The organism is Streptomyces sp. HSW2009 (assembly GCF_040240285.1).
Classification (GTDB): Bacteria; Actinomycetota; Actinomycetes; order Streptomycetales; family Streptomycetaceae; genus Streptomyces.
The window spans coordinates 1-12,775 of record NZ_JBEHZD010000194.1 but is presented as its reverse complement, the minus strand read 5'-3'; the positions used below and the strand labels follow the sequence as shown (position 1 = coordinate 12,775).

Below are 12,775 nucleotides of genomic sequence, written 5' to 3'. Positions count from 1 at the left end.
CAGTGCAGGTCACCCTAGTCGTAATGGCGCGTACAGGTCACGTCTGTATGGCGCATAAGAGGCGCCGGGCGCCGCCGGGCCCCCGCGGGGGCCCGGGGGGGGGGGGGGGGGGCCGCCCCGCGCCGGGGCGGGGCGGGGACGCGGGTCCCCGGGTGCCCCGCCCCCGCGCGGCGGCCGGGCCGGCCGGGCCGTCAGGGGCTCGGGACCTCGGTGGGTGCCCCGGGCCAGCCGCCGGCCAGGTACTCGATCTGGGTGTCGGTCAGGGCGCCCTGGAAGGCCCAGACGTCGTCGACGGCGCCCGGCCAGTAGTCGCCGAAGGCTCCCGCGCTCTTGGAGCGGCCGAGTTGCAGCGTCTTGGTGCCGTTGAAGGCGACGGCGTTCTCCGCCCAGGAGACCCGTGAGGTGCACGTGGTGTCGTCGGCCGCGCCGTCCGCGTCGGTGTCGGCGCAGACGGCCTCCTCCAACTGGCCGTTGACGTACAGGCTCAGCCGGCCGGCGAAGCCGTCGTAGACCACGGCCAGGTGGTTCCACTCGCTGACGTGGTTGAACTGGCCGCTCTCCACGACGCTTTCGGTCGCCTGGTCGGTGTCCTCGTCGGGCAGCGTGATGCGCCACCTGCCGAGGCCGTCGGGCTTGGCCTTGTCGGGCACGTAGCGCACCGCGAAGGCGCTGTGCCGGCTGCCGTCCGCGCTGATCAGCGTGGCGGGCCTGGTCGGTTTGGCGGCGGCCTGGGCCCAGCCGGCGACGGTGAAGCTGGCGCTGCTGTCGATGGGCGAGCCGGCCGTCGCGGCGTAGTCGTCAACCCCGTCCAGGGTCAGGCCGCCCGCGTCGACCCAACCGGGTCCGGTACGGGCGCCGTTGTGGAGGGTCATGGGCCGGCGGGTGGTGGAATCGTCGGGCGTGCCGGCCGGCGAGCCGGTGGCCGCGTCGAGTTTCCAGCGTCCCTTGACCAGCGGGCGCTGCTTGAAGAGCTGTCGCACCTCGTCGCCCGAGATGGCCCGGTCGTAGAGGCGGACCTCGTCCACGGCCCCCTTGAGGAAGCTGCCGCTGCCGGTCGGGTAGTCCACCGCGCCGAGGGTGAGGGGGCCGGAGGCCGCCCACGGCGTGGTGAAGTCCTCGGTGGCCTCCAGCTTCCCGTTGACGTACAGCCGCACCTTCCGGGCGTCCAGGTCGTGGACGCCGACGACGTGGGCCCACTCCCCGAGGCGCGCGGCGGGGCAGTTGGGCGTGGTCTCCGGGCACGCCCGCTGGGAGGCCCGGACCGTGCTGCCGTCGGGCGTGTCGGACGTGCCGCGCAGGAAGACCCAGCCGCCGAGCCCGGAGGAGTGGTAGAGCTCGAAGCCGCGCTGGTGGTCACCGCCCTGCGCGGCGGCGGTCATGGACCGGTTCTCCTTGTCGGCCGGCACCTTGGCCCACAGCGACACCGCGAAGCTCTGGTACGTGTCGAGCACCGGCTGCCCGGTCCTGACCTGGTCGTCCACGCCGTCCAGGGCGAGTGCGGTGTTCTTCACACCGGGCGCGCCGGCCCGGGCGCCCCCGCCGATGGCGCCGGAGACCTGCTGGCCGCGGCCGTCGACGGTGGGGGCGCCGGCCGGCTCGTCCAGCGGCCACACCACCTTCGCCGGCCGGCCCTGGGTGGTCACCTGCTTCTTGTCGTGCAGTCCGGCGACCTGCCCGGCGTTGAGCGGGTAGTCGAAGAGCTCGGCCTGGTCCAGCTCCCCCTTGAAGTGGCCTTCGACGGTGCCGTAGAGGCTGACCGCCCCCAGCAGGGTGCGACCCCGCGCGTCCCAGGGTTGGGTGTAGGCGTTCGAGCCGACCAGGACGCCGTTGACGTACAGCAGCAGCCGCTCGTTCGGCCGGTCGTAGACGCCGGTGAGGTGGGTCCAGGTGCCAAGACGCGCCTTGCCGCACGCGGTGTCGCCGGTGGGGCAGGCCGGTTGGGCGGCCCGGACGAAGCCGGCCCCGCTGCTGGCGTCCGAGGTGTGGCGGGTCAGCGCCCAGCCGCCGGCGGAGTACGAGTAGTAGATCTCGAAGCCGCTGGTGTGGTTGCCGCCCTGGGAGATGACCACGGCCGGCTTCTCGCGGGGCTCCTCGGGCAGCTTGGCCCACACCGAGACCGAGAAGCTCTTGCCGGTGTTCAGTACGGGCGACACGGTCGCGGCGTGGTCGTCCGCGCCGTCCAGGTGCAGCGCGCCGCCGATGACCCCGGTGCCACCGGGCGCGGCGCCGCCCGACAGGGTGGCCGGCCAACTGCCGCCCGCGCCGCTCACCGAGGTGGCGTCGTCCTTCTCGTCCAGGTCCCACGCCGTGCGTTCGGGCTGCCCGGCGCGGACCCTGAAGTAGTAGGTGCGCGGCTCGCTGGCGTTGCCCGCAGCGTCGAACGCCTGGGCCACCACGAAGTTGACGCCGGGGGCGGTGGGCATGAAGCGGGTGGTGCGGGCGCCGCCGCCGGAAGTGGTGAGGGTGTGCTTGGCGCTCTGGGTCTCGTTGACGCCCAGCCAGTAGCGGGTCACGTCCGATGAGGCGGAGTCGATGCTGAAGGTGCCGTAGCGGCCCACGCCGTCCTGCCACGGCTCGTCCGCGTCACCGCTGACCGACGGCGGGTACTCGGCCGAGGTGATGGCAGGTCCGGCCGGCACCTTGTTGTCGAGGATGAAGTTGCAGCCGGTGGCCGAGCCCTCGTAACTCCAGGGGGACCACTGCGCTCCGTCCCAGGCGCGGGCGTGCCATTCGACGATCCGCTCCTGCGGGACGCTGCTCGGCAGCTTGATGGAGAAGTCGGAGCCGGACCGCTTCTGGGTGGAGCGCGCCGACGTCCAGCGCGGCTTCCACCCCTTGCCGTCGCCGGCGTCCCAGGACGCCTGGAACTGGACGCTGACGGAGTCGCCGTCGGGGTCGGTGACCCGGCTCGCCCGGGCGGTGGGCAGTGAGCGGACGTAGGGCTTGCGGTCCGCGCGCTGGCAGGTGCCGCCCGGGTCCATGGTGAGTTGTGCCATCTTCAACTGAGCAGGCGGCCGGTTGTACCGGACGCGCAAATAGGCATCGTCAGCAAAACGCTTCCAGCCGTACTTGTCCCCTTCGTCAGCGGCCCGCAGGCCGAGGGTGGTGGTGGGCCAGGAGCGCTCGGCGGCCTGCCGTACGACGCCGAGCGCGTCGAACTCGGCATCGGCTGCCGCGCATCCCTCAAAGCCGTGGGCGAAGCTCTTGGTCGTCAGGTGGTCGACCCAGAAACTGGCGTCGTCGGAGGAGTTCCAGGTGGTGGAGGGGGAAATCGCCTGGGTGCGCCACAACTGCACACCACGGGGTTCGCACGACGCGGCATGTGTCTCGCGTACGACGAACTCGGCGGACAGGATGTGCTTGCCCGCGAACTTGGCGGTCGGGACCTGGTAGAAGAGCCGCTTGGTGTCGCTCGGCTTGCAGTAGGCCCAGCCGCAGTAGCCCAGGCCCGCATCGGGGTCGCCGTTGAACTTCCACTGCGGCGAGCTGGCCCAGTAGCGCGAGGCGACCGTCCAGGCGGAGGCCCGCGGGGTGAACCACTGCGGGTCGATGTAGACCGGGAAGACCGTGCTCTGGTCGGTCAGCATCCGCTGGTCGGGGGTGAGCACCAACTCCTTTCCCTGTGCTGCCACTTCGACCCCCACCGGGGCCAGCTTGCCGGTGTCGCCCATGCCCGGCGGCTCGGTACCGGCGCCGTCGGCCCTACGGGGCGCCGCCGGTTGCGCGGTCGGGTGCGCGGGCGACTTCCGCCCGGTCGCGGTGGGCGCCGGTCGGGCGGCGTCGGCGGGCGCCGGGGTGGCCGCGGTGCTCGAATCCCACATCATCGGGCCAGCCGCCTCGAAGACGGGGCTGTCGGCCGCGGGGTCCACGGCCTCGACGCCGCCGTGGTCGGTCTCCCGGACCGTCACGCCGTCCGTGCCGATGTGCAGGCGCAGCGCAGCGAGTTCGGCGCTGGTCGCGGCCTTGGCCGACTTGACGACCAGGAGTTGGCTGAAGCCGTCCGGCTGGGCGGAAAGCCGCAGGTCCACGTCCGGCATGACGTTCTCGTAGACGGCCGTGTCGCCTTCGAGCCGGGGCTCGGGCAGCGCGGTGGGCCAGCCGAGCGACAGGCTCCGCCCCGCCCGTTCGAGCCGTACGGCCGGGCCCTGGCCACCACCGGAGAAGGCGACGCCCACCGTGGCGCCGCGGGGCGAGACCCCGCCCGACGGCGTCGCCCGCAAGGTGGTGTCGATCGGCTGCCAGCGGCCTGCCGCCCGGGTCCGGACCGGCCGCAGGTGCTCGACGGCCTCCAGGTCCCCCTCCGGGGTGGCGTACACCTCGCTGGTCTCCGTGCGCGCCGTGGTGACCTCGACCTTCTTGCCGGTGGCCCTGGCCCGTTGCAGTGCGGTCTCTTCCGGGACCGGTTCGCCGGCTTCGGCGGCGCCGTCGGTCCGCCCTTCCTCCGGTGCGGCCTGGCCGCCGCGCCCGGTCGCCGCCGCGGGGTGGGCCGGCAGACCTGCCGGTACGAGCCCGGCCACGACGACCGAAGCAAGTAACCACCCCACCGCGGATCTGAGTCTTCGCGGGTGTTCCCGATATGGCATTTCGCTCTTACCTTCCCGTACGTGATGCAGGGCAAAGAAGTCGCGCGCCGGTGACCGTACGAGGCGGCAAGGATGCCGCGCTATGCCGACAGAACGTGCTAATTGCCGCCAACATCCGCAACATCAGAAAAGGGGAGAGTGACGCGTGTCACATGAAGGCACTTCCGCGAGGCGCGGCTCACGCATCACCTTCAACGGGAGAGCCGAGAGAAAAACAGCAGATGAATTTTACGCGTCCATCAATATCCACGGGCCCGCCGACACGACGCCGTACGAGCCCCATCGGGGGAGACCCGAGCCGGGCCGGAAGAGAAGCGGCGATGTCGGAATTCTGCCAGGCCACCGCCCCGCCGTTCCCCCTTCGCTGCCACCCGAACCCAGGCGGACGGCAGGGCCGGGAGCGGGCCTCCACACCCCCTTCACCCGACCGGCAGCCTCCGTCACGTAAATGGCGCAATCACCCGTCAACTCCCCCCGGTGAATGACATAGTCCCCATATGACCCACGCCTTAGTTCATCGAAGACGCCCGTGGGGCTCCGCCGCCCTCGTATTGGTCGTCGCGGCCATTCCACTCACCGCGAAGATGTGGGGCGGGGACGCGGACGAGAAGAGCCGGGCGGCCTCCACCTGTTCCGTTTCCACGCCCTTCGTTTCGGGGACCGGTGGCTACCACACCTTTCGTATTCCCGCATTGGTGCGTGCCGAGGGCACCTTGATTGCCTTTGCGGAAGGGCGGCGGAGCAGCGCCGCGGACCACGGGGACATCGAGGTGGTGAGTCGGCGCTCGACGGACGGCGGGTGTCATTGGGGGCCGCTCGCCCGGGTCGCGGACAACGGGCGGAACGTGGCAGGCAATCCGGCCCCCGTCGTCGACCCGGCCAGCGGGGACGTGGTTCTGCTGACCACCCGGCAGTCCGGCGCCGTCACCCAGCCGCAGATCGAGGCGGGCACCGTGGCGCCCGCCGACGGCCGGCGGGTCTACCTCCAGCGCAGCACCGACGCGGGACGCTCCTGGTCACGGGCCACGGAGATCACCGCGAGCGTCAAGCGCGCGCAGTGGCGCTGGTACGCGACCGGGCCCGGGCACGGCATCGCGCTCGACCGGCAGCACCCCGGGCGGCTGGTGGTGGCCGCCAACCACACCACGGCAAACGGCGCCGGCGCGCATCTCCTCTACAGCGACAACCACGGCGTGAGCTGGCGGATCGGCGCCCTGGACCACCACACGGACGGCACCCTGCGGCCGGACGAGAACGCCGTGGCCGAACTGCCCGACGGCCGCCTCTACGTCAACGCCCGCGACCAGGGCGGCAGCCACCCCGCGACCCGGCTCGACACGTACAGCGCCGACGGCGGTACGCGCTTCGCCGCGCCCTTCCGGCCCCGTACGGAGTTGGTCGCCCCGGTCGTCAAGGGCGCCCTGTTGCACACGGAGACCGGCGGCGACCCTGCGAGCGCCCGCGCCGACTTCGACCTCGGCGCCATTCTGGGCTCGGGGTCGGGCTCCGGCACCGGCGGCGGCTCAGGGCCCGGCCGGGCCCACTGCACCGCCCTGCTGTTCTCGGCCCCCGCGCACGCCAGCGAACGGCGGCAGTTGACGCTCCGGCGCAGTACGGACTCCGGCCGCACCTGGCAGCGGGCGGCCACCATCGCCCCGGGCCCGGCGGCCTACTCCGACCTCGCGATGGTCGGGCCGTCGACCGTCGCCGTCCTCTACGAGACCGGCGACGCCAAGTCCAGCGCACGCATCGAACTCCGCCGCACCCCGCTGAACTGCGGCTGAGGGCACCCCGGGGTGCCGAGAAGCGCGGGAGCCCCGGCCACCCCGCGTAAACCCGCACGCCCCACACCCACCGCACACCACCCCGCACGCGCCACCCCACACCCACCGCGCACCACCCACGCACCACCACGCACCACGCACAACGCGCCCGAGACGAGACGTCCCGGGCGCGTGCGTGCGGTGGTCGGGCCGGCCCCCGGGCGGGGGGGGTCGACCAGGTCGCGGGGTTCGCGGAGGTGGTCAGCCCGTGTTGCGCAGGCCGGCCGCCACGCCGTTGACCGTGAGCAGCAGCGCGCGGGCCAGCAGCGGGTCCGCCTCCTCGCCGCGCTCGGCGGCCTGCCGCTGCCGGTGCAGCAGCGTGACCTGGAGGTAGGAGATCGGGTCGAGATAGGCGTCACGCACCCGGAAGGTCTGCTTCAGCACCGGGTTGGTGTCCAGGAGTTCCTTGCCGCCGGTGATCCGCAGCACCTCGCGGACGGTGAGCTCGTGCTCGGCCTCGATGACCGCGAAGACGTGCTTGAGCTCGTCGGGGACGAGGGTGTCCACGTAGTGCCTGGCGATCCGCAGATCGGTCTTGGCCAGCGTCATCTCCACGTTGGAGAGGAAGTTCTGGAAGAAGTGCCAGTGCTCGCGCATCTCGTCGATGACCGTGTCGAGCCCGGCCTCGCGCGCCGCCTTCAGACCGGAGCCGACGCCGAACCAGCCCGGCACGATCTGCCGCGACTGGGTCCAGCCGAACACCCACGGGATGGCGCGCAGCCCGTCGCGCCCGGCGCCGCTGGGGGGGCGGCGCGAGGGGCGGGAGCCCAGGTGCAGTTCGGCGAGCTGGTCGACGGGGGTGGAGGCGAAGAAGTACGCCGGCAGGTCCGGGTCGTCCACCAGCGCGCGGTACGCGTCGTGCGCCGCGTCCGAGACCGTGTCCATGGTCGCGTCCCAGCGGGCCAGCGCCTCGTCCGACTGGCGGGGCGCGGTGTGCAGCGCGGACGCCTGGAGCGTGGCGGCGACCGTCAGCTCCAGGTTCTCCCTGGCCAGCGACGGCACCAGGTACTTGTCGGAGATGACCTCGCCCTGCTCGGTCACCTTGATCTCGCCCTCCAGGGTGCCCCAGGGCTGGGCGAGGATCGCATCGTGGGTGGGGCCGCCGCCGCGCCCGACGGTGCCGCCGCGGCCGTGGAAGAGGCGCAGCCGTACGCCGTGCCGGTGCGCCACGTCACGCAGCCGGCGCTGGGCCCGGTGGATCTCCCACTGGCTGGTGGTGATGCCGCCGAACTTGGAGGAGTCCGAGTAGCCGAGCATGACCTCCTGCACGTCGCCGCGGAGCGCGACCAGCCGCCGGTAGGAGGGGTCGGCGAGCATGTCGTCCAGGATGCGGTCGGCCTCGCGGAGCTCGTCCGTGGTCTCAAGCAGCGGCACGATGCCGATCTTGGCCCAGCCGGCGTGCAGGTCGAGCAGGCCGGCCTCGCGGGCCAGCACCGCGGCGGCGAACACGTCGTCCGCGCCCTGGCACATGGAGATGATGTACGACTCGATGACCTCGGGCCCGAACCGCTCGAACGCCTCGCGGACGGTGCTGAAGACGCCGAGCGTCTTGGCGCCCGCGGCGTCCAGCGGGGCGGGCGAGGGGGCGAGCGGGCGGCGCGAGCGCAGCTCCTTGGCGAGCAGCTTGCGCCGGTAGTCGCGCGGCATGTCCGCGTACCGCCAGGACTCCTCGCCGAGCCGGTCGAAGAGCTGGCCGAGTGCGTGGTGGTGGGCGTCGGCGTGCTCGCGTACGTCCATCACGGCGAGCTGGAGGCCGAAGGCGGCGAGCGTGCGGATGGTGCGCTCAAGGCGGCCGTCGGCGATGAGCTGGCCGCGGTGCTGGCGCAGCGAGTCCTGGACGAGCTGGAGGTCGGCGAGGAGTTCGGCGGTGCCCAGGTAGTCGCGGCCGACCTGGTGCGGGGTGCCGGCGGCGAGCCGCGCGCGGGTGTTGATGAGCTTCTGCCGGATGCAGGTGGCCTTCAGGCGGTACGGCTCTTCGCTGTTCAGGCGCTTGTAGCGGGGGCTGATCTCGGGGAGCCGGTCCAGGTCGGCCTGGAGCGAGGCCAGCAGCTCGTCGGTGGCGCCGCCGTTGCGGATCGAGTTGGAGAGCGCGGCCCGCAGGTCGTCGACGGCCTGGAGGGCGTCGGTGATGCCGTGCTCGTGCTGGAGGAGCAGCACGTCCCAGGTCACCTCGGGGGTGACGTTGGGGTTGCCGTCGCGGTCGCCGCCGATCCAGGTGCCGAAGGTCAGCGGTCGGGTGCCGGCGGGCAGCTCGACGCCGACCCGCTCCAGCTCGGCTGCGAGGTCCTCCAGGACGTCGCCGACGGCGCCGGCGTGCAGCTCGTCCAGGTAGTAGATGGCGTTGCGGGCCTCGTCGGCGGGCTCCGGGCGGGCCACCCGCAGCTCGTCGGTCTGCCACAGCAGGTCGATGTTCTCGGCCAGCCTGAGCTGGGTGCGGCGGCTGTCGCCCTCGGCGGCGAGCCGGTCGAGCAGCGAGGCGACGCGCCGGAGCTTGTTGAGCACGCTGCGGCGGGCGGCCTCGGTGGGGTGCGCGGTGAAGACGGGTCGCACGTTCAGGTGAGCGACGGTCTCCCGCAGGTGGTCCGGGTCGGCGTCCTTGAGCTGGTCGACGGTGCGGGTGAGGATGCCGCCCTCGGCCGCCCGGTGGGCCCGCAGCTCACGGCCGCGGTGCACCTGTTCGGTGACGTTGGCGAGGTGGAAGTAGGTGGAGAAGGCCCGTACGAGCTTGGCCGCGGTCTGGAGATCGGTGGCGGCGAGCAGTTCGGCCGCGGTGTCGCCCGGCTGGTCGCCGGCCGTCGCGTCCGTGGCGGGGGTACGGGTCAGGGCACGCACCCGCTCGACGAGATCGAGCAGGTCAGGGCCTTCCTGGCGGACCAGGGTCTCGCCCAGCAGGTCTCCGAGGCGACGAATGTCGGCCCGCAGGGCGGCGCCCCGGCGGGCGACGTCCTGGGCTTCCCCGGGCGATCCGGCAGTGGTCGTGGTGGGCGCGTCTTCGGGGACCGGGCTGGTGTTGCTGGCGGTCTCGGCACTGCTCACAGGTGCGGCTCCTTGCGAGTACGAGCACTTTGGGCGATTTTGCGGACCGCGCTGTCCGACCGCACCAGGATAGGTCCCCTGGTCGGGGGCACCGCATCGCCGGTTATCCACAGCCCCCTTGTCCTAGGTCGCGGCCCTGCCATACTTACGTAGCCGTAGGTTACGTATGCGTAGCCGTGTCCCGACCCCTCTGAGGGAACCCATGACTGCAAGCCCCGACGTGATCGACGACGCGCCAAAAACCCCGGAATCAATGCTTCCGTCCGCGACGCTGGGCGGCGACAGCAAGGGATCGGTCGAGCAGATCACCCTGTTGTTGTTCATCTTCCTGCCCTTCGTCGCCCTGCTGGCGGCGGTCCCGCTGGCCTGGGGTTGGGGGGTTAGCTGGCTGGATCTCGGACTGCTGGTCGTGATGTATTACATCGGCTGCCACGGCATCACCATCGGGTTCCACCGCTATTTCACGCACGGTTCATTCAAGGCGAAGCGGCCCCTGCGGATCGCGCTGGCGATCGCGGGTTCGCTGGCCGTCGAGGGCCCGCTGGTCCGCTGGGTGGCCGACCACCGCAAGCACCACAAGTTCTCCGACGCCGAGGGCGACCCGCACTCGCCGTGGCGGTACGGGGAGACGGTTCCGGCGCTGCTCAAGGGCCTGTGGTGGGCGCACATCGGCTGGATGTTCAACGAGGAGCAGACCCCGCAGCACAAGTACGCCCCGGACCTGGTCAAGGACCCGGCGATGCGCAGGGTCTCGCGTCAGTTCGTGCTGTGGACGATCGTCTCGCTGGGTCTGCCGCCGCTGATCGGCGGTCTGGTGACATGGTCCTGGCAGGGCGCGGTGACCGCGTTCTTCTGGGGCTCGCTGGTCCGGGTGGCGCTGCTGCACCACGTGACGTGGTCCATCAACTCCATCTGCCATGCGGTCGGCAAGCGCCCGTTCAAGTCGCGTGACCGCTCGGGCAACGTCTGGTGGCTGGCGGTGCTCTCCTGCGGCGAGTCCTGGCACAACCTGCACCACGCGGACCCGACGTCCGCGCGACACGGCGTGCTGCGCGGCCAGCTCGACTCCAGCGCGCGGATCATCCGCTGGTTCGAGAAGGCGGGCTGGGCGTACGACGTGCGCTGGCCGTCGGAGAACCGCATCGACGCCCGGCGTCAGGACACCACCGCCGAACGAGTGAAGGACACCGCCGGCGCGGCATGATGGAGGACGTGGCGATCGACAGCAACACCAGCAGCAACAGGAGCCGATCCGGCAGCACCGGCGGCCGGCGGGCCCGCCGTATCCGCATGACCGGCAAGGAGCGGCGCGAGCAACTGCTGGACATCGGTCGCACGCTCTTCGCCGAGCGCGGCTTCGAGGGCACGTCGGTGGAGGAGATCGCGGCTAAGGCCGGGGTCTCCAAGCCGGTGGTCTACGAGCACTTCGGCGGCAAGGAGGGGCTGTACGCCGTGGTCGTGGACCGCGAGATGCGACAGCTCCTGGACATGGTGACCGGTGCCCTGACCGCCGGCCACCCGCGCGAGCTGCTGGAACAGGCGGCGTTCGCGCTGCTGGACTACATCGACCAGTACACCGACGGCTTCCGCATCCTGGTGCGGGACTCCCCGGTGGCCCAGTCGACGGGCACCTTCGCCTCGCTGATCAGCGACATCGCCACCCAGGTCGAGGACATCCTGGGCCTGGAGTTCAAGGCCCGCGGCTTCGACGCCAAGCTGGCCCCGCTGTACGCGCAGGCGCTGGTCGGCATGGTGGCGCTCACCGGCCAGTGGTGGTTGGACGTCCGCAAGCCCCGCAAGTCGGAGGTCGCCGCCCATCTGGTCAACCTGGCCTGGCACGGCCTGGACGGCCTGGAGCCCAAGCCCCGCCTGATCGGCCACCGCAAGAACTGACCCCCGGGCCCCGCCGGGCCCACCGGGCGCAACCCCGACCCCGCACACCGAGCCGGAAACGGCCTGGTGGGCGGGGTCGGGCCGGTTGTGTGGGGTGGGGGCCCAGGGCCCGGCGTGGTGGGTGGTCGGGGTGGTGGGTCAGCCTTCGGCGTCGGGGCGATCGGTGTCGGGTCGAGGGGTCAGGCCACCGGCCCGGACGGCGGGGGCCGGGGTGGGGGCCGCAGGCGCGGGGGCCCGGGCCGTGGAGGGCTGGGGTGTGGGTGGCGGGGGTGGGTCCTGGGGGTGGGGGGCGAGGAATTCGAGGCGGTTGCCGACCGGGTCTTCGCTGTAGAAGCGCTGGTGGCCGGGGAGGTTGTCGTCCCAGACGACCTTCGCGCCGTGGGCAGCGAGGCGGTGCGCGAACGCCTCGATGTCACGCACCCGCAGCCCGGGGTGGGCCTTGGCCGACGGCCTGAAGCCGGGTTCGACGCCCAGGTGCAGGGTGACGGCGCCGCCGGTGAACCAGCAGCCGCCGCGGGCCGCGAGGACCGGCGGCTTGGGCACCTCGGTCAGGCCGAGGACGCCCGCGTAGTACGCCCGTAACCGCTCCTCGCTGCCGGGCGGGGCGGCGAGTTGGACGTGGTCGACGGCGGTGATCATCCGTCTGCCCTCCGGGCCACGACGAAGATGCGGCGGAAGGGGAAGACGGTGCCGTACGGGCCTTGGGGGTACGCCTTGCGCAGCAGGTCGCGGTATTCGGCGAGGAATTCCTCGGCCAGCGCGGGCTCGTCGGCCAGCTCCGTCAGGACCGGGCGCAGCGCGGTGCCCTTGACCCAGTCGAGCACCGGATCGGCGCCGGTGAGCACCTGGACGTAGGTGGTTTCCCAGGCGTCCACGGTGCAGCCGAGGCCGATGAGGCGTTCCAGGTAGCCGGCCGGGCTGAGGATGTGCACGAAGCGGCGGCCGTGGCCGTCCAGCCGTTGGCGCCAGCGCGGCGTGTCGCACAGCTCGCCGAGCAGGGAGTGGCTGGGCGAGACGAAGTTCCCCGGGACCTGGAAGGCGAAGGTGCCGCCCGGGGTCAGCGAGTTGATCCAGGTCTCGAAGGAGTCGGAGTGGTTGGGCACCCACTGGAGGGCCGCGTTCGAGACGATCAGGTCGAAGGGTTCGTCGGGGACCCAGGTGGCGGCGTCGGCCGGCCGGAAGTCGAGACGGCCGCCGCCTTCGGTGGGACCCGCGTGGGACTGGGCCTCGCGGAGCATGTCCGCCGAGTTGTCGTACCCGGTGATGTGCGCGCCGGGCCAGCGGGAGGCGAGCAGGGCCGTGACGTGGCCGGGGCCGCAGCCCAGGTCAGCTATCCGGGGGCCGCGGCGGGCGGCTGGGGGGTCGGGGCCGGCCGACGCGGCCGGCTGCGGCAGGTCGGGGATGCGGGCGAGCAGATCGATGAAGGGCCGCGTGCGGTGT

The 12,775-nt window shown here is 72.3% G+C and carries 6 protein-coding genes and 1 pseudogene; 3 read left to right on the top strand and 4 right to left on the bottom strand.

The genetic code is table 11. The annotated features are described in order from the left end of the window. Window positions 1-191: 191 nt before the first annotated feature. The gene (locus AAHZ94_RS16435; protein WP_349993632.1) at window positions 192-4,544 is read right to left on the bottom strand and encodes a LamG domain-containing protein; all 4,353 of its coding nucleotides are present in this window, start codon (window positions 4,542-4,544) and stop codon (window positions 192-194) included. Window positions 4,545-5,080: 536 nt separating this feature from the next. On the opposite strand from AAHZ94_RS16435, the gene AAHZ94_RS16430 reads away from it, so the two are divergent. Next, entirely contained in the window at window positions 5,081-6,367 is a 1,287-nt protein-coding gene (locus tag AAHZ94_RS16430) for a sialidase family protein (RefSeq protein WP_349993631.1), read from the top strand. A 240-nt stretch (window positions 6,368-6,607) separates the two neighbouring features. On the opposite strand, the gene ppc is transcribed toward AAHZ94_RS16430, so the two are convergent. Beyond that, window positions 6,608-9,328, bottom strand: a complete 2,721-nt coding sequence (gene ppc / locus AAHZ94_RS16425) for a phosphoenolpyruvate carboxylase (protein WP_349993634.1) — start codon at window positions 9,326-9,328, stop codon at window positions 6,608-6,610. Window positions 9,329-9,644: 316 nt separating this feature from the next. Here ppc and AAHZ94_RS16420 point away from each other — a divergent pair, with 316 nt between their 5' ends. Next, window positions 9,645-10,646: an acyl-CoA desaturase gene (locus AAHZ94_RS16420; RefSeq protein WP_349993630.1), complete on the top strand. Its 1,002-nt coding sequence runs from the start codon at window positions 9,645-9,647 to the stop codon at window positions 10,644-10,646. Beyond that, entirely contained in the window at window positions 10,646-11,335 is a 690-nt protein-coding gene (locus AAHZ94_RS16415; RefSeq protein WP_349993633.1) for a TetR/AcrR family transcriptional regulator, read from the top strand. Before AAHZ94_RS16420 ends, AAHZ94_RS16415 begins: the two co-directional genes overlap by 1 nt. 276 nt (window positions 11,336-11,611) lie before the next feature. On the opposite strand, the pseudogene AAHZ94_RS16410 reads toward AAHZ94_RS16415, so the two are convergent. Beyond that, a pseudogene (locus AAHZ94_RS16410) lies at window positions 11,612-11,974 on the bottom strand (VOC family protein); the annotation flags it as partial. Continuing rightward, a partial coding sequence (locus tag AAHZ94_RS16405; protein WP_349993629.1) for a trans-aconitate 2-methyltransferase occupies window positions 11,971-12,775 on the bottom strand: 805 nt, incomplete at its 5' end. The gene AAHZ94_RS16405 and the pseudogene AAHZ94_RS16410, both read right to left, overlap by 4 nt.